The organism is Saccharopolyspora sp. CA-218241 (genome assembly GCF_050954615.1).
GTDB lineage: Bacteria > Actinomycetota > Actinomycetes > Mycobacteriales > Pseudonocardiaceae > Saccharopolyspora > Saccharopolyspora cebuensis.
In genome coordinates this window covers 2,533,869-2,554,958 of sequence record NZ_CP191860.1, presented here as the reverse complement: position 1 = coordinate 2,554,958, position 21,090 = coordinate 2,533,869, and the positions used below count along the sequence as shown (strand labels likewise).

General features: G+C 72.7%; 19 protein-coding genes and 4 pseudogenes. 12 read left to right on the top strand and 11 right to left on the bottom strand.

Features of this window, described 5'->3' with window-relative positions; genetic code table 11:
• Window positions 1-91 precede the first annotated feature (91 nt).
• The 5 genes and pseudogenes from ACQP0T_RS12315 to ACQP0T_RS12295 form a co-directional block, all read right to left on the bottom strand.
• A pseudogene (locus ACQP0T_RS12315) lies at window positions 92-1,899 on the bottom strand (thiamine pyrophosphate-requiring protein).
• A 148-nt stretch (window positions 1,900-2,047) separates the two neighbouring features.
• On the bottom strand, window positions 2,048-3,094 hold the full coding sequence (gene nrfD / locus ACQP0T_RS12310) for an NrfD/PsrC family molybdoenzyme membrane anchor subunit (protein WP_433873109.1): 1,047 nt from the start codon (window positions 3,092-3,094) through the stop codon (window positions 2,048-2,050).
• The gene (locus ACQP0T_RS12305; RefSeq protein ID WP_433873107.1) at window positions 3,091-4,032 is read right to left on the bottom strand and encodes a 4Fe-4S dicluster domain-containing protein; all 942 of its coding nucleotides are present in this window, start codon (window positions 4,030-4,032) and stop codon (window positions 3,091-3,093) included. Before ACQP0T_RS12305 ends, nrfD begins: the two co-directional genes overlap by 4 nt.
• Window positions 4,033-4,035: 3 nt before the next feature.
• Window positions 4,036-7,290, bottom strand: a complete 3,255-nt coding sequence (gene fdh, locus ACQP0T_RS12300) for a formate dehydrogenase (RefSeq protein ID WP_433873106.1) — start codon at window positions 7,288-7,290, stop codon at window positions 4,036-4,038.
• A gap of 295 nt (window positions 7,291-7,585) precedes the next feature.
• Window positions 7,586-8,029 (bottom strand): ArsI/CadI family heavy metal resistance metalloenzyme, encoded by a 444-nt coding sequence (locus ACQP0T_RS12295; RefSeq protein ID WP_433873104.1) that lies wholly within the window; start codon window positions 8,027-8,029, stop codon window positions 7,586-7,588.
• Window positions 8,030-8,111: 82 nt separating this feature from the next.
• On the opposite strand from ACQP0T_RS12295, the gene ACQP0T_RS12290 reads away from it, so the two are divergent.
• Window positions 8,112-8,471 carry an ArsR/SmtB family transcription factor gene (locus ACQP0T_RS12290; RefSeq protein ID WP_433873102.1) on the top strand — a complete coding sequence of 120 codons (360 nt, stop codon included), beginning with the start codon at window positions 8,112-8,114 and terminating at the stop codon, window positions 8,469-8,471.
• A gap of 85 nt (window positions 8,472-8,556) precedes the next feature.
• Window positions 8,557-8,634: pseudogene (locus tag ACQP0T_RS12285) on the top strand (arsenate reductase ArsC); the annotation flags it as partial.
• Between the two features lie 60 nt (window positions 8,635-8,694).
• On the opposite strand, the pseudogene ACQP0T_RS12280 reads toward ACQP0T_RS12285, so the two are convergent.
• Window positions 8,695-8,961 (bottom strand): annotated as a pseudogene (locus tag ACQP0T_RS12280) (alcohol dehydrogenase catalytic domain-containing protein); the annotation flags it as partial.
• Window positions 8,962-9,115: 154 nt separating this feature from the next.
• On the opposite strand from ACQP0T_RS12280, the gene ACQP0T_RS12275 reads away from it, so the two are divergent.
• The 9 genes from ACQP0T_RS12275 to ACQP0T_RS12235 all read left to right on the top strand — a co-directional run bounded on the left by ACQP0T_RS12275 (window position 9,116) and on the right by ACQP0T_RS12235 (window position 16,651).
• Window positions 9,116-11,644, top strand: a complete 2,529-nt coding sequence (locus ACQP0T_RS12275; RefSeq protein ID WP_433873100.1) for a LuxR C-terminal-related transcriptional regulator — start codon at window positions 9,116-9,118, stop codon at window positions 11,642-11,644.
• Between the two features lie 199 nt (window positions 11,645-11,843).
• Window positions 11,844-12,101 (top strand): hypothetical protein, encoded by a 258-nt coding sequence (locus ACQP0T_RS12270; RefSeq protein WP_433873098.1) that lies wholly within the window; start codon window positions 11,844-11,846, stop codon window positions 12,099-12,101.
• Window positions 12,068-13,021 carry a WXG100 family type VII secretion target gene (locus tag ACQP0T_RS12265; protein WP_433873096.1) on the top strand — a complete coding sequence of 318 codons (954 nt, stop codon included), beginning with the start codon at window positions 12,068-12,070 and terminating at the stop codon, window positions 13,019-13,021. Before ACQP0T_RS12270 ends, ACQP0T_RS12265 begins: the two co-directional genes overlap by 34 nt.
• A gap of 15 nt (window positions 13,022-13,036) precedes the next feature.
• Window positions 13,037-13,384, top strand: coding sequence for a hypothetical protein (locus ACQP0T_RS12260; RefSeq protein ID WP_345364109.1), 348 nt, complete (start codon window positions 13,037-13,039; stop codon window positions 13,382-13,384).
• On the top strand, window positions 13,381-14,196 hold the full coding sequence (locus ACQP0T_RS12255; protein WP_433873094.1) for an ESX secretion-associated protein EspG: 816 nt from the start codon (window positions 13,381-13,383) through the stop codon (window positions 14,194-14,196). The genes ACQP0T_RS12260 and ACQP0T_RS12255 overlap by 4 nt, the downstream gene beginning before the upstream one ends.
• A gap of 225 nt (window positions 14,197-14,421) precedes the next feature.
• A complete protein-coding gene (locus ACQP0T_RS12250) occupies window positions 14,422-14,829 on the top strand; it encodes a YbaB/EbfC family nucleoid-associated protein (protein WP_433873092.1) in 408 nt (135 codons plus the stop codon).
• Window positions 14,826-15,140, top strand: coding sequence for a type VII secretion target (locus ACQP0T_RS12245; RefSeq protein ID WP_433873090.1), 315 nt, complete (start codon window positions 14,826-14,828; stop codon window positions 15,138-15,140). Before ACQP0T_RS12250 ends, ACQP0T_RS12245 begins: the two co-directional genes overlap by 4 nt.
• A complete protein-coding gene (locus ACQP0T_RS12240) occupies window positions 15,137-16,060 on the top strand; it encodes a hypothetical protein (protein ID WP_433873088.1) in 924 nt (307 codons plus the stop codon). Before ACQP0T_RS12245 ends, ACQP0T_RS12240 begins: the two co-directional genes overlap by 4 nt.
• A gap of 150 nt (window positions 16,061-16,210) precedes the next feature.
• Window positions 16,211-16,651: a nitroreductase family deazaflavin-dependent oxidoreductase gene (locus tag ACQP0T_RS12235; RefSeq protein WP_433873086.1), complete on the top strand. Its 441-nt coding sequence runs from the start codon at window positions 16,211-16,213 to the stop codon at window positions 16,649-16,651.
• Window positions 16,652-16,708: 57 nt separating this feature from the next.
• On the opposite strand, the gene ACQP0T_RS12230 is transcribed toward ACQP0T_RS12235, so the two are convergent.
• The 5 genes and pseudogenes from ACQP0T_RS12230 to ACQP0T_RS12210 all read right to left on the bottom strand — a co-directional run bounded on the left by ACQP0T_RS12230 (window position 16,709) and on the right by ACQP0T_RS12210 (window position 20,549).
• Complete coding sequence (locus ACQP0T_RS12230; RefSeq protein WP_433873084.1) at window positions 16,709-16,909, bottom strand: DUF397 domain-containing protein; 201 nt, start codon at window positions 16,907-16,909, stop codon at window positions 16,709-16,711.
• Window positions 16,910-17,009: 100 nt separating this feature from the next.
• A pseudogene (locus tag ACQP0T_RS12225) lies at window positions 17,010-17,525 on the bottom strand (DUF5753 domain-containing protein); the annotation flags it as partial.
• 313 nt (window positions 17,526-17,838) lie between these two features.
• Window positions 17,839-18,597 (bottom strand): MerR family transcriptional regulator, encoded by a 759-nt coding sequence (locus ACQP0T_RS12220; RefSeq protein ID WP_433873082.1) that lies wholly within the window; start codon window positions 18,595-18,597, stop codon window positions 17,839-17,841.
• Window positions 18,598-18,614: 17 nt separating this feature from the next.
• On the bottom strand, window positions 18,615-19,073 hold the full coding sequence (locus tag ACQP0T_RS12215) for a hypothetical protein (protein WP_433873080.1): 459 nt from the start codon (window positions 19,071-19,073) through the stop codon (window positions 18,615-18,617).
• 102 nt (window positions 19,074-19,175) lie between these two features.
• The gene (locus ACQP0T_RS12210) at window positions 19,176-20,549 is read right to left on the bottom strand and encodes a dicarboxylate/amino acid:cation symporter (protein WP_433873078.1); all 1,374 of its coding nucleotides are present in this window, start codon (window positions 20,547-20,549) and stop codon (window positions 19,176-19,178) included.
• Window positions 20,550-20,973: 424 nt separating this feature from the next.
• Here ACQP0T_RS12210 and ACQP0T_RS12205 point away from each other — a divergent pair, with 424 nt between their 5' ends.
• Window positions 20,974-21,087 carry a lasso RiPP family leader peptide-containing protein gene (locus tag ACQP0T_RS12205; RefSeq protein ID WP_433873077.1) on the top strand — a complete coding sequence of 38 codons (114 nt, stop codon included), beginning with the start codon at window positions 20,974-20,976 and terminating at the stop codon, window positions 21,085-21,087.
• The last annotated feature ends 3 nt before the right edge of the window (window positions 21,088-21,090 follow it).

Below are 21,090 nucleotides of genomic sequence, written 5' to 3'. Positions count from 1 at the left end.
CAGCACGGGTGCGCCCTCGGCCGGCACCCGCACCGTTCCGTCCCGCCACGCGTTCACCGAACCACCATTCCCCTCTCCACCGGCGAGCCGGTCAGCTCGGGTTGCCGGGGAGCTGGCCCTTGACCGATTCGGTGAATTCGTGCATCTTCTGCTTGGCGCCCTTGGTGGCGATGCCCCAAGCTTCGGGGTCGCCCTCGCGGAGGGCTTTCGCGGCCTTCCTGGCCTGCATCTTCTTGATGTGCGGCGGGATCGGCGGGATCTCGGGATCGACCACGACTTCCAGCACGACCGGCCCCTGGGCCGCCAGCGCCTCGTCCCACGCGTTGCCGATCTGCTCCGGGCTCTCGCAGCGGATCCCGGTGAACCCGAGCAACTCAGCCCACTTCGCGTAGGGCACGTCGGGGATGTTCTGCGATCCGGGGAACTTGGGCTCTCCGGCCATCACCCGCTGCTCCCAGGTGACCTGGTTGAGATCCCGGTTGTTGAACACGCAGAAGATCAGCGGGGAACGGTTGAGCCGGTCCAGGTAGCGCTTGACGGTGATCAGCTCGAGCATCCCGTTCATCTGGAACACCCCGTCCCCGACCAACGCGATCACCGGACGATCCGGGTAGGCGAACTTCGCGCTGATCGCGTACGGCGCGCCCGGACCCATCGTGGCCAGGTTCCCCGCCAACGACGCCCGCATCCCGGGGCGGAGCTTGAGGTGCCGGGCCCACCAGTTGACGACCGAACCGGCATCGGTGGTGAGGATGCACTCGTCGGGGAGCCGTTTCGACAGCTCGTGGGCGACCAGCTCGGGGTTGAGCGGGTCCGCCTGGTCATGGGCCCGGTCGTCGAGCACCTGCCACCACTCCGAGACCTCCCGCTCGATCCGCTCCCGCCACGAGCGGTCCTGCTTGCGCCGCAACATCGGGATCAGTTCGGTCAGCGTGTCCCGCGAGTCCCCGACGAAATGGGCCTCCATCGGGTACCGCACCCCGATCATCCGGCCGTCGATGTCGATCTCCACGCCCCGGCACTGGCCTTCCACCGGCAGCCATTCGGCGTACGGGAAGCTCGTCCCGACCATCAGGAGGGTGTCCGCGCCCATCATCATCTCGTGGCTGGCCGTCGACCCCGACAACCCGACCGGCCCGGTCACGTACGGCAGTTCGTCCGGCAGCACCTCTCGGCCCAGCGAGGTCTTGGCCACCTCCGCACCGAGCAGGTCGGCGACCTCGGCGACCTGATCGGTGGCCTCGGCCGCCCCCTGCCCGACCAGGATCGCCACCCGCTTTCCCGCGTTGAGCACGTCAGCGGCCTTGCGCAGCTCCTGCTCCGGCGGGATCACCCGCGGCTTGGTCCAGCCCACGCTGGTGAACACCGCGCCGTGCGCACGCGGCGGTGAGGGCATCGCCTCGGCCATGGCCACGTCCTCCGGCACGATCACCGCCGCCCCGTGCGGTTCGACAACGCCACCTTGCACGCCCGGTCGATCAGTTGCCGCGCCTGCGCCGGGTGCATGCACGTCTGCACGAACTCCGCCACGTCCTTGTACAACGTGTTCGGGTCGATCTCCTGCTGGAACGCCGATCCCAACGCGATCCGCTTCTGCTGCCCGATGATCGCCACCACCGGCTGGTGATCCGACTTCGCGTCGTACAACCCGTTGAGCAGGTGGATCGTGCCCCCACCGGAGGTCGCCATGCAGCACCCGAGCTCCCCGGTGAACTTCGCCTACGCGGTGGCCATGAACGCCGCCATCTCCTCGTGCCGGGTCTGGATCAACTCCGGATCTCCGTCGGCGCGATTCAACGCCCCCAGCAAACTGTTGATCCCATCTCCCGGATACCCGAATATCCGACCGATCCCCCACGCACGAAGCCGTTCCAGGATGAAATCAGCAGTCTGCGGCATGAGCCCGTCCCTCCTCCGCGGTCGCCCCCACCGACATTCGCACGAACCCCACCACACCGCAGGATCCATCCACCATTGCGCCGGCCCTTCGCACGGACACGCGGAAATCGTTCATTGCCGACGGGCTTGGCGGTCCGTTCGCGGGGCGTCACCGCGGTCGGTCGTCGTCGGGCGCGGCGCAGCACCCGGGGTCCTCCTGCGCACGTCGACGCACCCGTTCCCGCTGGGGCACGACGACGTACTTCGGGTCGTCCGCCGAAGCCAGGCCGGCGTGGAAGACGCCCCACCGCGTTGCGGCCGAAGCGACGAGCAGCGCCGTGCCGCTGAGCGCGCTCGCCAGTCGGTTCCGGCGACCCGCGAAGGCTCCTGCCATCCCGGTCAGCGACAGCAGTGCGCTCGCGCGCAGGTAGCGGGCCGCTCGCCCGGAGGAGTACGGCTCGGCGACCATGCCGATGCGGCGCTTCATCCGTTCCAGCGCGGCGAGCTCGCAGGCGACCCCGAACCCGGCCAGCACGCGCGCCGGAGCGGCCTGCTCCGGAGGCGCGGTGAGTCCCAGCCCACCGGCCGCGGCCGCTGCGGAACCGGCGAAGACGAACGGCATCTCGGGGTGTCCGTCGTGCCACGCCGGTACCGCGGTGTCGCTGAGCAGAGCTGCGGTGTACGTGGCCACGGCGGGGCCCGCCAAGGCGGCGGCGGCCGTGGCCGCGGCTCCGGTCGGCCGGGCGCGACCGGTCACCGCCGAGGCGGCTGCCACACCCGCGCACGGCACGTAGCCAGCGAGCAGCCACGAACCGACGCTCATCGGCGAGGTGGTCTTGAACACGCGCAACATGTTCAGGAATCGCGCCGGCCGCCCGAGGTCGTGCACCAGAGCGGCGATGGACAGGGCTCCGCCGGTCACGGCGCCGCACTTGGTGATCACCGACAGCGCGGGCCGTGCGGTGAGATCGGCTCCGGCCGCCAGCAGGGAACTCGCTCCGGCCAGGCCGCCCAGGAAGAGGTAGCCGGGGATGTCCGGGGATTCCCAGGTCGGGCTGTTGAGCACGGGTTGGCCGTAGTAGGAGGTGAATTCCGCACCGGGCACGACCGGTTGCTCGCCGGTCCGGCGGCGCCCGCCTCGCTTCCCGCCGGTGATCGCCTCCCGGTCCGGGCGCGTTCCGCGCAGGCCGCGGCGGGTGACCTCGGATCGGCTCACAGTCCCCTCCGGGCGGTGATGGTGAACGCGGCCGCGGTGGCGGCCGCGAGCGCGGCGGCCGCGGCGCCCACGCGGCGCCACATCGCCGGCAGGTCGCGGGTGGTGACCACCGGATCGGGCGGGAGTCCGTAGACCTCGGGCTCGTCCAGCAGCAGGAAGAACGCACCGTCGCCGCCCACGCCGTCACCGGGATCGGCACCGTAGAGGCGGGCGTCGGTGATCCCGTGCTGGTGCAGCCGCCGCACGCGCTGGTCCGCGCGTGCGCGCAGTTCGTCGAGCGGCCCGAATTGGATGGAGTCCGTGGGGCAGGCCTTGGCGCAGGCCGGTTCCATCCCCTCTCCGAGGCGGTCGTAGCACAGCGTGCACTTCCACGCCCGCCCGTCGCCCTGCCGCTGGTCGATCACCCCGAAGGGGCACGCGGGAATGCAGTAGCCGCACCCGTTGCAGATGTCCTCCTGGACCACCACCGTGCCGAACTCGGTGCGGAACAGCGATCCGGTCGGGCACACGTCCAGGCAAGCGGCGTGGGTGCAGTGCTTGCAGACGTCAGAAGCCATCAGCCAGCGGAACTCGCCGCGGTCACCGGGCGCGGTCGGCGTGGTCGACGCCTCGTCCGGGGCGGTGCCGGCGCCGTGCGCGGCGAGTTCCAGGACGTCGATGTCGTGGTGCATGCCGACGTCCTGCACGCCGAGCGGTTTGCGCTGCTCGATGAAGGCCACGTGCCGCCAGGTGTCCGCACCGAGCCCGACGGTGTTGTCGTAGGACATGCCGGTGAAGTCGAGCCCGTCCTCCGGCACGAGGTTCCACTCCTTGCACGCGACCTCGCAGGCCTTGCAGCCGATGCACACGCTGGTGTCGGTGAAGAAACCCATGCGCGGCGGCGGGTCGTCGTAGCCGGTCGCGGCCGCCGGATCGGGCAGATCCACCTCTCGGCCCATGTTTCACAGCTCCGTTCCGGTCTGATCGGTGATGCCAGCCCTGCGTTGGTAGTCGTGCACCAAGGCGATGCGGTCCCGCCCTTGCGGGCGGCGACCGGGCCGGACGTCGCAGGCCAGTGCTTTGACCTCCTGGATGTGCGTGTTCGGGTCCAGCGACATCGAGGTGAGTTCGTTGGCGGAGTCGCCGGTGGTGTAGCCGTTGCGGCCCCAGTGGTAGGGCAGGCCCACCTGGTGCAACGTGGTGCCCTGCACGGTCAGGGGCGTCATGCGGTCGGTCACGAGCACTCGCGCCTCCACCGCCTGCCGAGGGGTGACCACGGTGGCCCAGCCGAGGTGCTGCAGGCCGCGCTGCCGCGCCAGCTCCGGGGAGACCTCGCAGAACAGCGCCGGCTGGAGTTCGGCCAGGTACGGCAACCACCTGCTCATGCCACCTGCGGTGTGGTGCTCGGTGAGCCGGTAGGTCGTCAGCACGTACGGGAAGACCTCGCTGCCCGCTCGGCCGCCGGTGGGTTGGAAGCGGTTGTCCGGGTGCCGGAAGGGCAACACCTGCCGCACCGGGTTGCGCTGCTGCGGGTGCAGCAGGTTGGCGAACGGGGAATCTTGCGGCTCGTAGTGCGTCGGCAGCGGCCCGTCGGTGAGCCCGGCGGGCACGAACAGCCACCCCTTGCCATCGGCCTGCATCACGAACGCGTCCGTGCCCGACAGCGCTTCCACGCCGAGCGCGTCCTCCGGCGGCCGGTAGTGCGGGGACTTGTCGGCCTGGAAGTCCGGGACGTCGTGGCCGGTCCACGACCCGGCTTCGGCGTCCCACCACACCAGCGCCTTGCGCTCGCTCCACGGCCGGCCGGCCTCGTCGGCGGCCGCCCGGTTGTAGAGGATGCGGCGGTTGGCCGGCCACGCCCATCCCCACTCGTTGGCTACCCAGTCCTGCTGCCCGGTCGGTTTGCGCCGAGCGGCCTGGTTCACCCCGTCGGCGTAGACGCCGCAGTAGATCCAGCACCCGCAGGCGGTCGATCCGTCGTCGGCGAGCTGCTCGTAGTGCGCCAGCGGAGCCCCGTCCGCGTCCCAGCCGTTGATCTCCGCGAGCACCGCCTCGGCGTCCGGCTCGGCCAACGGCCCCTCGGTCGGGTAGTCCCACGTCAGGTCGAGCACCGGCCGATCCCGCTCGTCGGTGGATCCGGCGAGCGCGGCCCGCACCCGGCGGCCGAGGTGGTACAGGAACCACAGGTCGCTGCGCGCGTCCCCGGACGGCTCCACGGCTTGGTGGTGCCACTGCAGCATCCGCTGGGTGTTGGTGAAGCTGCCGTCCTTCTCGGTGTGCGCGGCCGCCGGCAGGAAGAACACCTCGGTCCTGATGTCCTCGGTGCCCAGCTCGCCGGTGTCGATCTCGGGTCCGTCCTTCCACCAGGTCGCGCTCTCGGTGAGCGAGAAGTCCCGCACCACCAGCCAATCCAGCTCGGCCATGCCCTTCCGCTGCAGCTTCGCGTTGGCCGACCCGACCGCCGGGTTCTCCCCCAGCAGGAAGTAGCCGGTGCACTCCCCGGCGAGCTGCGCCAGCGCCGTCTCGTAGGTGCTGTGGCTGCCGGTCAGCCGCGGCAGGTAGTCGAAGCAGAAGTCGTTGTCCGGCACGGCCGCAGCGCCCCACCACGACTTCAGCATGCTGACCAGGTACGCCCGCATGTCCGCCCAGTAGCCCTTGTCCGTGGATTCCCCTTGCACGAACGAGTTCAGGTCTTCGTTGGCGTGCGCGTGGGGCATCGGGATGTAGCCGGGCAGCAGGTTGAACAACGTGGGGATGTCCGTGGACCCCTGGATCGAAGCGTGCCCGCGCAACGCGAGGATCCCGCCGCCCGGCCGGCCGATGTTGCCCAGCAGCAGCTGCAGCACCGAGGCGGCCCGGATGTACTGCACGCCTACCGTGTGCTGGGTCCAGCCGACCGAGTACACGAAGGAGCTCGTCCGGTCCCGGCCGGAATTCTCGGTCAGCAGGGCGCAGATCCGCAGGAACTTCTCCGGCGGGATGCCGCAGACCTGCTCGACGAGCTCGGGGGTGTAGCGGGCGTAGTGGCGCTTGAGGACCTGGAACACGCAGCGCGGGTGCTGCAAGGTCGGGTCGGTCGGAGCGGTGGAGCTCGCGTGCGCGCCGCCCGACCCGTGCGCCTCACCCCGTCCGGCCTCGCGCACGGCGCCGCGCACCCGGTCCTCGTACTCCCGGTCCCGCTTGCCCGCCGCGGCCTGCACTTCGGTCCCCTTGTACTGCCAGGTCCGGAAGTCGTAAACCCGGCTGTCCGGATCGAGCCCGGAGAACACCCCTTCCAGATCCTCGGTGTCCTCGAACTCCTCGGTGATGATCGTCGCGGCGTTGGTGTAGGCCAGCACGTACTCGCGGAAGTCCGCGCCGCTGCTGAGCACGTGGTTGATCAGGCCGCCGAGGAAGGCGATGTCCGTTCCGGCCCGCAGCGGCACGTGCACGTCGGCGAGCGCGCTGGTGCGGGTGAAGCGGGGATCGACGTGGACCACGGTGGCGCCGCGGGCCTTGGCCTCCATGACCCACTGGAATCCGACCGGATGGCACTCGGCCATGTTGGAGCCCTCGATGATGATGCAGTCGGCGTTCTGCAGGTCCTGCTGGAAGGTCGTGGCGCCGCCGCGCCCGAAGGAGGTGCCCAGACCGGGCACCGTCGAGGAGTGTCAAACGCGCGCCTGGTTCTCGATCTGCACCGCGCCCAGGGCGGTGAACAGCTTCTTGATGAGGTAGTTCTCCTCGTTGTCCAAGGTCGCCCCGCCGAGGCTCGCGAAGCCGAGCGTGCGCCGGGTGCGCGCCCCGTCGACCTCCCACTGCCAGCCCCGATCCCTGGACCGCAGCAGCCGGTCGACGATCATGCCCATGGCGGTTTCGAGGTCGAGCCGCTCCCACTCGGTGCCGTGCGGGCGCCGGTACAGGACCTCGTGGCACCGGGCCGAGCCGGTGGTCAGCTGCAGCGACGCCGCGCCCTTCGGGCACAACCGACCACGGCTGACCGGCGAGTCGGGATCGCCCTCCACCTGGGTGACCCGTCCCTGCTCGACGTAGACGTTCTGCCCGCACCCCACCGCGCAGTACGGGCACACCGACTTCACGACCTCGTCGGCCGAGGACGAGCGCGGCACCAGCGAACGGCTGCGCGCGCTCTGCACCGCTGCGCCGCGTCCGGTGCCGTCCTTCCCGGTGAGCTGCCGGTACACCGGCCAGCCACCGAACAGGTCACGAACCCCCATCGCCACCTCCGCGCACGCCTCCCCGAGAGGCAGTGTGCGCCGAACCGGACGCACCCGCAGACCGCCAGCCCGAAGACGCGCGCCGGCACTTCTCCAGGTGCCGGCCCCCGCCCTCGACAACGCGCTCGCGCACCTCGTCCGAGCAGCGACCACGGCCGCTTCGCCCACCGCTACGGTTATGGAGCTGGTGCGAACGAACTCGACACCACCAGTCGCTCTGTTCGGTCCATCGAGCGGCACCCGGTGGCCGGGCGGCGCGGCTCTGCCGTGCGGGCGGCAGCCGCGCCGACCCGGGTCAGACCCGTGCCGGGTCGGTCTCGTCGGTGCAGCATTCTGGCGCTTCAGCTTCGACGGGTGCGGAGCTGAAGGTGGTGGAGTCGGCCTTGACGACGTAGACCTCCCAGGGCTCGCGCCCGGGACCGTGCACCCAGACCTTGTCCTGCTTGGCGTAGCAGCAGGTCGAGTCCTGCTCGACATCGGTGAACAACCCGAGTGAGCTCAGGCGTTCGGTGGCGTCGTTGACGTGTTCGGTGCTCTCGACCTCGATGCCGAGGTGATCCATGACCGTGTCCTGACCGGACTCGCCTTCGAGCAGGACCAACTTCAGCGGGGGCTCCGCGATGGCGAAGTTGGCGTAGCCGGGCCTGAGCTTGGCCGGTCCCGCCCCCAACAGCTTCGAGTAGAACGCGATGGAGCCTTCCAGGTCGCCGACCCGGAGGGCCAATTGCATCCGAGACATCGGAACTCCTTGTTTCGATGAAAATCTAACCAGACTGCGTGGCCAGCTTGCCCCTTGTCTCGATGGATGTCAAGATAGATGCATGTCGAATCAAGGGCGGGATGAGGAGCTCTGCTGCTCCCCCGTGATGCGGGAACCGCTGACCGCCGAACGGGCGAGCGAGTTGGCGCGGGTGTTCAAGGCGATCGGCGAGCCGGTACGGCTGCGGCTGCTGTCGCTGATCGCCTCGCACGCGGGCGGTGAGGCGTGCGTGTGCGACCTGACGGGCGCGTTCGAGCTGTCCGGCCCGACGATCTCGCACCACCTCAAGGTGCTGCGGGAAGCCGGCGTGATCGAGGGGGAGCGACGCGGGACCTGGATCTACTACCGCGTGCGCCCCGAGACCCTGCGGTTGGTGTCGGAGACCCTCGCCCCCGCCGGTGGGGGAGCCGTCCCCGCATGACCGGAACGACCCACGAGCCGGCGAGCGCGGCGGTGGCCGCGAGGCTGTCCACGCTCGACCGGTCCCTGCCGATGCCCCCGAGGTCCTGTTCGTCCGCGCCCACAACGCGGGCCGCTCGCAGATGGCCGCCGCACTCCCGCACCACCACGCCCCGTCGGCAGTGCCGAACGCGACCGGGACCGCCGAGGCCGTGGCGAAGTCGACCTCGTCCGGAACCGGGAAGGCGTGCGACTCGGGGACGGCCCTGAGCTCGGCGTGCGAACCGCCCAGCCGAACATGCCACCCGGTGACCCGGCGCGAACCGGGTGGTGCCGCACCCCACCGCCTCGACGGTGCCCGCGGCGCTGCGGCCGACGACCTGGGGCGCGCCGGACGCCGGCGCGGACCGCCGCCGCTGGACGTCACCGCCCTCGATGCTCACCGCCCGCACCCGCACCAGGACCTCGCCGTCCGCCGGGCCGGGGTCCAGGACCTCCTCCAGCCGGAACACCGCAGCCAGCACCGCTCGCACCTCCCTCCGGCGGCGCGGGGCGCACCGCCGGACCCGAGCCTCGCAACCCTGCCGGACGACCCGGCGCCGCCCGGAGTTTCACCGGAACCGGCCTCGGGCGGGGCGTTCCGCGCGTACGCTCTGCCGCGAGGTCATGGTGGAGCTGGCAGGACGGGGCGGGTCGCTGCGCCTGCTCGCCGATGCCGCGGCGGCAGCGCGGGAGGGGCGGGGCGGGCTCGTCATGGTGCGCGCGGACCCCGGCCTCGGCGTCACCGCCGTGCTGGACGCCCACCTGGCGGCGATGCGCGACGCGGGCCTGCGCACGCACCGGATCCCCGTGCTCCCGCCGAGCGGGCGCACCGCGCTGTCGGCCGGCCGCCCGCCGGACTGGTCCGGGCCCGCCGTGGTGGTCATCGACGACCTGCACCGGGTGGACGACGCGACGCTGCTCGCGCTGCACGGGATCGCCGACGAACTGACCGGGCGGGCGCTGCTGATCGTCACCGGGCGGCATCGCGGCGCGTCCCCGGAACGGTTCGCGCGGCTGGACCGCGACGCGGTCGTGCACGACCTCCCGCCGCTGGACGACGACGCCGCGCACGCGGTCCTCGCCGCGTCGATCGGCGGTGACCCGCCGGAAGCGCTGCTCCAGCTCGCCGCGGGCGCGGGCGGCAACCCCTGGCTGCTGACCCGTCTCGCCGACGAGCACCGGACGACCGCGGTGGCGACCTGGGCGACCGAGCTGGCGGGCGGGGACGCCGCGCTGCTGCGCTTCGCCGCCGTCCTGGACGAGCCGACCTCGGTGGACGAGCTGGCGGACGTGGCGGGCGCGGCCCCGGTGGAGGTGCTGGCCGGCGTCGGGCGGCTGGCCACGCTGGGGCTGGTGGTGGCCGAGGCCGGCCAGGTGCGGCTGCGGCATCCCCTCGTGCGGGAGGACGTGGCGACGAACTCCGCCGGGCTGCGCGCCCCGGTGGCGCGGGCGCTCGCGACGCGCGGCGCGGCGCCCGAAGCGGTCGCCGGCCAGCTCGCGCGGACCCCGGTGGACGCGTGGACCGCGGCGTGGCTCGACGAGCACGCCGACGGGCTGGCCCTGCGTCCCACCCCGCACGTGGTGGAGCTGCTGCGCCGGGCCGTGTCCCGCCTCCCGCAGGGGAACTCGCGGCTGCACCCGCTGCGGGCGGCGCTCGCCGAGGCGTTGCTGTGGTCGGGGCGCGCGGACGACGCCCGGCTCACCGCGACCACCAGCCTCGCAGCGCGGCCCGACCCGGCCACCCGGCAGCGGCTGCGCGCGGTCCTCGCCCTGGCCGCCATCTGCGAGATGGACGGCGCCGCGGCGTCCGCGGCCCTCGACCCGGAGCGCCACGACGGGGAACTGCCCGCGCGACTCGCCGCCATCGACGCCTACGCCCGCCTGCTGGCCGCGGACCTGGAGGGGGCCTCGTGGGCGATCGCGCAAGCCGCACCCGCCGCCGCGCACGATCCGCTCGTCGAGGTGTACCTGCTCAACGTCCAGGCCGTCGGGCGGTGCCTGACGCGCGACCTCACCGGCGCGCTGGAGCTGCTCGACCGGGTGGACGCCCTGCTCGACGTCGCGGTCCACGACCGGGGCCAGTGGCTGATGTCGCGGCTGATGCGCGCGGTGGTCCAGGACCTGCGGCACGACCCCGCCGTCTTCGACACGGTGGCGGAGGCCCGCCCGATGGCCCGGCTGATCGGCCGGGGCCTGCTCGCCTGGCTGCACACCATCGCCGCGCTGGCCTCGTGCAACGATGGCCGCTGGGAGCGGGCGATGGACGAGATCAGCGCCGCCGTGGCGATGGACGACCAGTACGGGCTGGGCGGCCCGCTGCACGGCCTGGCCAGCTGGATCCTGCTGCACCGAGGGGACATCCCGGGCGCGCGCCTCCACGACGAGCTCGCCGGGCAGGCCCCCGGGCGCGGGGTCGCGATGTTCTACGAGCAGATCACGGTGGTGTGCAGCGCGCAGGTCGCCGACGCGGTGGGCGACCAGGAGCGCGCGCTGGCGCTCGTGCGCAGCGTCTCCGACGGCGGCGTCGGGGTGCACCACGGCCACGCGGTGGCCGGGGTCTGCGCCGCGCTGGTCCGGGTCGCGGTCCGGGGCGGCGACCGGGAGCTGGCCGCCACCCTGGTCGAGCAGCTCAAGCCCTGGAACAGCGGGGGTTCCAACGCCGAGCGGGGCACGCTCGCGTACTGCCAGGGCCTGCTCGACGGTGACGCGGACGTGCTGCTGGACATCGCCGGGGAATTCGCGGGCACCGTGTCGCCGATGTTCGCCGCACGCGCCACCGAGGACGCGGCGATGGTCCTGGCCACGTCCGGCCGGTCCGCCCGCGCGCGCACCACCTACCAGGCCGCGATCGACGCCTACCGGGCGCTGTCGGCCACCCACGCCGTCCGGCGCGCCGAGGCGGAGATGCGCTCCTTCGGCCTGCGGCGCGGCGCGACCGAACCGCGCCGCAGGCCCAAGCACGGCTGGGACGCGCTCACCGCCGCCGAATACCGGGTAGTCGAACTCGTCGCCCAGGGCCTCACCAACCGGGAGGTCGCCGAGCGCCTGGTCGTGTCGGTGCGGACCGTGGACTCGCACGTCTCGCGCGCCCTCGCCAAGCTCGGCTACTCCTCGCGCGTCGAGATCGCGCTCAAGTTCGAGCACCGGGAGTAGCGGGGACGGCCGACATCGGCGATGTTGCCGATGTTTCCGCGGCCGTCCGCTGCTGGACTGGTGCCGTACCCCGTCGCGGGGAACCCGGCCGCACTCCCGTCCCCGGTGGTGGCCGACCACGCGGCGGGAAAGCGTTTCCGCCACTCGGCCGGTGCCGAACCGGTGCACCGGCCGACCGATCGGGAGGCAGAGGCTGGACATGACTAGCGATCCCGGAGCGATGGACGTGCTGGACATCGCGTCCGCCGGCGTGCAGGAGCTGGCCGACGCCGCCACCTCGGTGCTGGGCGAGGCCGGGGCCGTCGGCGAGCTGGTGCAACCGGTGGTGGACGCCTTGCGCAACGTGTGGGAGGGCTACTTCGGCTCGCCGATCCCCCGGGCGGGACGAACTGGAACTCCTACAGCCACGAAGAGCTGCACGGGATGCTCTGGCAGAACGCCGACGTCGGGGACGTGAGCGCCACCGCCGCCGAATGGGAGCGGCACAGCACCGCGCTGGTGGAGCACGCGGACTCGCTGCGCCACCAGGGCGGCGCCCTGCGGGCGAGCTGGAGCAGCACCTCCGCCGACCTGGCCGTGGACCGCCTCGGCACGCTGGAGCAGCGCACCTCCGGCATCGGCGACCGGGCCGGGACCGTCCAGCGGGCGACCCAGGACGCCGGGGACGCGCTCGCCGTCGCCCGCAACACGATGCCGCCACCGCCGGGCGACGCGCTCGGCCTCGCCGCGTCCAGCGCCGCCGCCGGTGCGGGTGCCGGTGCCGCGATCGGCGGGGTGCTCGGCGCGGGCGCGGGCGGCGTCGGCGCCGGTCCCGGGGCCGTGATGGGGGCCGCGATCGGCGCCGTGGCCGCCGGGGGCGCGAGCCTGTTCCTGGCCAGCGTCGCCGCCGCCGAGAAGAAGGCCGAGGCGGTGCACGTGATGCAGCGCTACGAGGACGACCTGCGCCGCAGCAGCCAGGCGATCAGCTCGGCGGGCGGGGCCGGAGCGCGCGCGACCGAGGTCGGGGACGGGACGGAGACCGGTGCCGGGACGCCCGCTGCTCCGGCGCGAACCACCGCCGCGGGCGTCTCCGGAGGTGCGGCGGCGGGCGGGGGGACGCCGTGGGGGCACCTGGTCTCGGCCGACCCGCTGGCCGGTGGGCGCAGCGGGCTCCTGGATGCCGCGCTGCCCGCCCGGGGCGCGGGATCGGGCCTCGCCCGGGGCGCGGGCTCCGGCCTCGCCGCCCGCGCCGGGGGTGCCGGCGGCATGCTGCCGCCGGGCGTGGGACGGCGGGGCGAGGACGAGGACGAGGTGGTGCACCAGAACCGGCTGCCCACCCTGGACAACGGGCTGTTCGACGACGACCGGCCGGCCAGCGAGCCGGTCATCGGGCTCTGAGACGGGAGCGGACCCTTGAACTCTCCAGCGAACCCCGGACCGGGGTACCAGGTCGCACCGCAGGACCTGGCGACGCGCGTCACCGAGCTCACCGGGATCGGTGAGCGGATGCACGGCCTGGTGACCTCCGCGGGCCGGCTGGCCGAACGGCTGCCGATGCTCGGCACCGCACCACCCGCGATGCACCTGGCGATGCGCCTGCGCGAGGCCGCCGGCCGGTCCGGCCTCACCAGCGAGATCAGCGCGGCCGACACCGAGCTGGCCGGGTTCCGCTCGGCGCTGGACGCGACCGTCACCGGCTACGTGGCGGTCGACGACCGCACCGCCGAGGAGCTGCGCGCCACCGGGGGTGACCGCCCATGACGACCGCCCGCACCGCCCAGCGCGGCGCGACCGGACTCGGGCCGGTCGAGCTGGACCTGCTCGCCACGCACGCGGGGGTCCCGCTCCCCTTCCCCCTCCGGGTGCCGTCCTTCGGGCGGATCGACGGGGAGCGGGAGGTGCTGTTCGGCGTGGCGGGGCGGACGCTGCGCGCCCGGGGGCTCGCCGACGACGACGGGCCGACCGGTGCGGCCGCCGAACTGGTCACCGCGCTGTGCGAGCACCGCGGCACGGTCGACCTCGCGCTCACCGGCGGGCCGGGGTCGCGAGCCGTCGTCGCGTTGGTCTACCGCTCGTGGGCGCTCATCTGCGAGCAGCCGTTGCGCGGCGAACCGGCCGACGAGGTGTCGGTCCGCCGGGTGCCCGCGCACGCGCTCGCCGACCCCTTGCTCGCGGCCGTGCCCGATCTCGACGCGGCCCGGTCGCTGCCGATCGCGCTGCCCGAGCAGGTGATCGACGAGGCGGGCCGGGTGCTGGCGGAGGCCGGGGAGGACGCGGCGGGGGCGCGGTCGCTGCGGGACCTGGTCCGGCGGTGCGGCGGCGACCCCGCCGCGCTCGACCGGCTCACCGGGGTGCTGGCGCAGCCGACCGGGCGGGGCCAGCTCGGCGCCACCCGGCGGACCGGCACCGGGAGCTCCCGGTCCGGCGCGGAGCTGTCCTGGTTGGACGGTCCGCTCGGGCGGCTCCGGGTGGACCGCGCCCGGGACGGCTGGGTGAGCATCAACCCGTTGCGGCGCGCGGATCTCCGGCGCGAGCTGGACGCACTGGCGGCGATCGCCCGGGCTCCCCGGTGAATCCGCGCGGGAACCGATTCCGAGCCCTTGCGGAAAGCGGCGGAGCTGCTTTGCGGTGGGGCAGGCAACCGGCGCCACCGCGGGTTCTCAGTCGTCGCCTCGCGAGGACGCCCTGACGCTGTGTACGCGCTTGTACATGGCGCCCGGAGCGAGGCGGCGACTGAGGTTCCGCCACCCGCACCGCCACGCAGATCTTCTGAGAGCAGTCCTTACGGAGGGAACATCGTGGAAGCAGCAGCGCAGTGGCTGGCGGGCTACGACGAGCAGCTCGCGCGAACGGCCGCGAACGCCAAGGCGGCGGACGAGAACCTGCGGCGGGTGAGCGGCAGCGCCACCTCACCGCGCGGCGAGGTGTCCGTCCGCGTCGGTCCCAGCGGCGCGCTGGAGGCCATCGAGCTGACCCCGGCGGCCCGGGCGCTGGAGGCCGAGCAGCTCGCCCGGCTGATCCTGGCCACGGCCCAGCGGGCGCAGCGCTCGATCGGCGCCCAGGTCGTGGAAATCATGACCGAGTACCTCGGCGACGGCGCCGCGCTGGACTTCGTCCAGCGGAACATGCCCGCGGCGGCGGGCGTCGAGGAAGGCCCGTACGACGAGGACGACTACTTCGCGAACCCCCGGGTGGTGGTCCGGTGAACGCGCCAGGTGAACTCCACGTCGACCTCGCCCAGATCCGGGCGCACGCGGGCACCGTGGCCGAGCTGGCCGGTGGGCTGTCCACCGCCGCCGGTGGCCCAGCGGGCGGGCTGGCCGAGAACGCGCTCGGCACGTTCGTCCACTCCCTCGCGGCCGGGCTGGGCAGCGCGATGGCGCAGACCGGGGACGCCCTCGCGCAGGCCTCGTCCGCGGTGCACGAGGTGAGCGGCGCGCTCGCCCGGACCGCCGCGGACTACGAAGCCGCGGACCAGGACGGCGCCGCACTCCTGCGCGGGGAGGGATCGCGGTGACCGCGCCGACCACCGCCCGGCTGGTCGAGGACCTGCGGGCGACCACGCACGCCGTGCGGAGCGGCGGCTGGCGCTCCACCGACCTCGACGGCGGCACCGGGGCGGAGGCCCCGGACGCGGCGTCCGACCCGATGTCGGCCCTCAGCAGCGCCGGCTTCGGCTTCATCGTCGGGCCCGTGTCGTTCCTCGCCGAACCGCTCGGGCAACTGGCCTGCAACCCGGACGCGGTGTCCACCAGCGCGCAGGCGTGCCAGGACGCCGGGCGGGCCGTCACCTCGATCGCCGACTCCTACCGGCAGTCGACCGGCCCCGGGACCAGCGGCTGGTCCGGTACCGCGGCGTCCGAGTACCTGAAGACCGGCGCGGAACTCGTGGACGGGCTCACCGGTCTCGGCGAGGCGAGCCAGGCGCTGGCGGAGTCGGCCACCGGCGCGAGCGAGGTGGTCGCGACGACGCTGCACCAGGTCACGACGCTGGTCAACGAGGCCGTCGGCCGGATCATCGCGCTCCTCCAGCAGGCCCTCGCCGCCGCCCAGGCGACCTTCGGCGCGAGCGTCGCGGCGGCGATCCCGCAGGCCGTGCAGCTCGCCGCGGAGTACGGCGGGCGGATCGTCGGCGCGATGCAGCACCTGCTCGCCAGCGCGCAGGGCCTGCTGCAGCACGTGGGCACGGCGACGAAGGCGGTCGGGGAGCTCACCGGGACGATCGCGCGGATCGGCGAGCGCTGCCGGCAAGACTCGGGCGACACCTCCGCCACGGACACCGGGACGACGTCCACCCGCGACGTCCCGGCGGAGGCCGGGCCGGAGCGCCGGACCGCGGCCGACGCCGAGGCCGGCCCCCTGATTGCCACCGCCGACCGGCGGGACGGCGCCGGTACCGACCAGGCGGAGCCCGGCACCACCCGGCAGGAGATCTGACCCGACGCGCGCACCTCCGGGGCGCGGGACCGGGCGCGAGGCGAGCGAACCGCTCGTCTTGCCGGTAGCACGTAGGCTGGTGGTCGTGCGATCGATCATGTTCGACGAGCGATCGGTCGACCGACGTCCTGAGCCGCAGGAGGAGTGTTCATGGTGGACCAGCACGCCGAACCCGTGGAGTTCAGCCCGACGAACTGGGTCCAGGAGATGACGAAGGAGATCCTGGAAACCGGGACCACGCAGGGCATCGAGGTGAGCGGGACGCCGATCGTCCTGCTCACGCTGCGCGGGGCGCGGAGCGGCAAGCTGCGCTACACCCCGCTCATGCGGGTGGAGCACGACGGCGCCTACGCCGCCGTGGCGTCCAAGGGCGGCACGCCGGAGAACCCGGCCTGGTACTACAACATCAAGGCCCACCCGGAGATCTCGCTCCAGGACGGGACCACCACCGGGGAGTACGTCGCGCGCGAGGTCGACGGCGCGGAGCGAGCGCGGTGGTGGGACCGGGCCGTCGCGGCCTTCCCCGCCTACGCGGACTACCAGGAGCGGACCGACCGGACGATCCCGGTCTTCGTGCTCGAACCCCGATGACGCTCGGCGCGCGGACGCCCCGCCCGGTCGAACCGGCCGGCCGGGGCGCGTCGCCGGTCAGCCGTGGAACCGGTCGGCCTTCACCGCACCGATGAACGCCGACCACTGGGTGCCGGTCGTCGTGAAGTACCCGGCGGCCCGGTCCTTGGTGTCCCGCACCGCAGCACCACCACCGATGCTGCCGACCTCGACGCGGGTGCTCGTGTTCGCGCTTCGGCTGGACTTCCGCCAGTTCCCAGGCGTTTGCGATACGGTCATTGTGTCGTCTCCACTTCGTGGATGACATCGCGAATGAGTTCGCTGTGGCATCAGCGCTCATCGCGATCTCCTGTACCGTACCGGCGGCTTCCCGATACATGTCCACATCTTCCTGCTCGTGCAAGAACAGCCCGGAGCGGCGGTTCTCCAACTGCACGATCGGTCCTTGTTCTGCCTCGATAAGCACGAACGGCCCTTCAAGGGCAGGATGCCACCCAGTCGTATACGGCATCGCGCGGAGCTCAACATTCGGCAATGCAGCGCCCTCCAGTAGGTACTCAAGCTGCTCAGCCGTGACAGCGTCGGTCCCGATGCGCTGCCGTATAGCGGATTCACCTACCAACGCGCAGAACTGCGCGGGATGACGCCGGGTGATGGCATCACGCCGTCCGACTCGCACGGCAACCCGTGTCTCGACTTCGTCGGCAGGCACTTTCGCCGCGACCATGATCGCGCGTGCGTACGAACTCGTCTGGAGAAGACCGGGAATCAGCAGCGGTGAAACCTCGGTGATCCGGGTCGCCTGGCTCTCGAAGTCCAGCAACGCTGCGAGCTGATGGCGCTGCTCCGGAAGCGTCACTGCTAGCCAACGCGGCTCGTCGGTGCCGCTGGACATTTCGATGATCTCGTCGTAGCGGGCTCCGGTGACCTTCAGCGTGGCGAGGATCTGCGCAACATCGGTAGGACGCGGCGCGCGCTCGCCGGTTTCCCAGCGGGAGCCTCGCCGACGAACCGACCCACGTCCTGCCCCGCGTCGCGCCGGACCCGCTGCCCTCGTCCTACTCCCGCGACCAGGCGATGCTGCGTCGGCTCCTCGACGCGCTGCACCGCCTGTAGACCCGGCGCGGCGCCGACCGCACCCCCGATGCTCGGCGCCGCGTCGCGGCCGGCCGGTGCGATCCCAGCACCGGCCGGCCATCCAGGCGGCCTCACCCCCAGCGCCGGACGTGCTCCAGCAGCGCGTCGCGGACGAAGGCTGCCACCTCCGGTGCGCCGTAGGTGCCGGCGAAGTCCGGGTCCTGCGCGTACATCTCGGCGAGGCAGCGCACCATCTCGGCAGAGCGCTCCCGGTCGCCGTCCGCGAGGGGTGTCGCGGGGACCTGGGCCAGCCACCGCACGTGCCGGGCGGCGATCTCCTGGGCGCTGTCCGCCCCGGGGGATCCGCCCACGCGCCACGCGTCCTGCCACGCCGCGATCAGCTCGTCGGTGTCCCGCTTCCAGTCGACCTGCTCGCGCAGGCTCTTGCCGTGCCACCAGTCGTGCGCCTCCTGGTAGGCCCGCTCCCCCCAGCGGGCGACCACCTCGTCCCGGTACGGGTCGTTGAAGCCCTCCAGCAGCGCGTCCAGGGACGGATCGACACCGGTGCGCCGCGCTTCGACGGCGCGGCGCACCGCATCGATCCGCCGGTCCAGCCGGTCCCGCTCGGCTTCCAGCAGCGCGACGTGCTCGCGCAGCGCGGCCTCCTCGTCACCGGACCGGTCGAGCACCTCGGCGATGTCGTCCAGGGACAACCCGAGGTCGCGCAGCAGCAGGATGCGTTGCAGCCGCGCCACCGCCGTGGCGTCGTAGTAGCGGTAGCCGTTCGCCCCCACGCTCGAAGGCCGCAGCAGGCCCAGGTCGTCGTAGTGGCGAAAGGTGCGGCTGGAGACGCCCGCCTTGCGCGCGACCTGCTGAATCGTCCACTCCACGACGTCCTCCCCGGCGGTCACCGCTCGGCGAATTCTCCCCCGAAGCTCCGCGCCCACTCCTGGGCGGCCTGCTGCTCGGCCTCGCGCTGCGCGGTGAGGACCACCAGGTTGCCGTCGGGGTCCTCGACGCGGAGGTCGGAGGTGAACCACGGGGTGTCCACCGGGCCCTCGACGCGGGCGGTCGGGGGCGCGACCGCGCGGATCTCGCGGGCCAGCCGCGCCAGGTCCTCGCCGTGCGCGGCGAACGACACGGTGGTGCTCCCGCGCACCGGCTGCCCGGGCACGAGCAGGACGTCCTGGTACGTCAGCCGCCGCAGGTGCACCACGGCGGCGGTGCCGTCGGCGTCCGGGACCGTGGCCAGGGAGATGAAGCCGAGGGCGCGGTAGAAGGTCTCGGCCACGGCCAGGTCCGTCACCGCGAAGGTGGCGAACATGGGCATGGGGTAGATGGTGCGGTCGATGTCGAGTCCTGCCATGTCCCCGACGCTAGGAGTTGACGCGACGTCAAGGTCAAGCCGACGACGGGCGCCCCCGCAACGGGTTGCGGGGGCGCCCGGCTGATCGGACCTCGGCGGGGATCAGACCTTGGCGGTGCGGTCCTCCTCGGCGGTCGCGCCGGTCGGCTCCGCGTCACCGGACAGCAGCGGCGGGGCGCTCGGCGCGGCGAGCACCTCGTCGTCCAGCAGTCCCTCGCGGCGGGCGACGACGGTGGGCACCACCATCTGACCCGCGACGTTGGTCATGGTGCGCATCATGTCCAGGATCGGGTCGACCGCGTAGGCGATCGCGATGCCGGTGGCCACCACCTCGGCCGGGAAGCCGAGCGCGGCCAGCGTCAGGGTGAGCATGGTGAACCAGCCGGTGACCCCGGCGGTGGCGATCGCGCCGAACACCGCCACCGCGATGATCGTCAGGTACTGCACCACGCCCAGCTCGATGCCGAACATGTTCGCGATGAAGATCGAGGCGATGGCCGGGTAGATCGCGGCGCAGCCGTCCATCTTGGTGGTGGTGGCCAGCGGGACCGCGAAGTTCGCGTACGAGCGGTCGACGCCGAGGTCGACCACGGCCTGCCTGCTCAGCGGCAGCGTCGCGCTGGACGAGCGGGAGACGAAGGCGAACTGCAGCACCGTCCAGGTCTTGGCGAAGAACCGCCCGGGGCCGACCTTGGCGACGAACCGCAGCAGCAGCGGGTACACCCCGAACAGCACCAGCGCGCAGGCGAGGTACACGCCGCCGGTGAGCTTGAACAGTGGCAGGAAGAACTCGTTGCCGTAGGTGGCCACGGCGTGCCCGATCAGGCCCAGCGTGCCGATCGGCGCCAGCCGGATGATCCAGCCCAGCACCCGCTGGATGACGTCGAAGGCGGACTGGTTGAACCGCACGAAGGGTTCCGCCTTGTCCCCGAGGCTGTAGGCGGCCGCGCCGACGATCAGGGACACGAACACGACCTGCAACGTCTCGCCCTCGGCGAAGGCGGCGACCAGGTTCTGCGGCACCAGCCCGTTGATCAGGTCCAGCCAGGAGCCCGCGGTGCGCTCGCCGACGGAGTCGAGGTTCTGCTGGTCGGGCCGCAGGACCAGGCCGCGCCCCGGTTGCAGCAGCGAGGCGATCACCAGACCGATCAGCACCGCGATCAGCGAGGTCAGCGCGAACCACAGCGCCGTGCGCCCGCCGAGCCGCGCGGCGGTGCGCCCGCCGCCGACCGACCGCAGGCTGTTGATGCCGACCACGATCGCGGTGAAGATCAGCGGCAGCACGGTGAAGGTGAGCAGGTTCTTGAACGTCGTGCCGATGGTGTCGAGCGCGGTGATCAACCACGTCGCGTCGACGGCGCGGGCCAGCCAGCCCAGCAGCGCGCCGAGCACCAGCGAGGCGAGCACCGCGACGGCGAAGACCTTCGGGTTGAAGCGGACACGGGTCCGGCGGGCGGACGCGGAGGAACTGGCCACAGGGATCTCCCGGATGACTGCGGATCACCGGCGCGGTGCGCGCCGTGGCGGAGCGCCCTGGTCCGGGCGCCCGCGAGGACTGGAGGGCGGGGTTCCTACCGACAGCAGCAACTGGCCTGCCGTCGCAGATCGACGTGCAGGCGGCAGGTCAGGTACCAGCGCTTCGGCTCCATAGCGATCTCGTCAACCGATGGAGTGGCGTCTTTCATCCATATCGGTAAGGTTTGTGACCACCTTCACTCGAATGGAGCAGCAATGGCGGCGGGGAACCTGCGCCGCCCGCCGAAGCGGACCGGGTGATCGCGCTGCGGGACACGAGTGGTGCCGCGTCAGGGGCGGTCAGGTCGCTCCAGGACTCAGCCGATGACCCAGGGCGGCGCCCCGCGACCAGGGGTGCCACCGCGTTCCAGGAGGAGGCAGCACCATGCACGAGACGACCTACACCCCGCCGGAGCTGACCGAGGTCGGCGACTTCTCGGCCGAGACCCTCGGGTTCGGGGGCCGCAACTGGGACAGCCTCTGGCGCATGAACTGGTGAGCA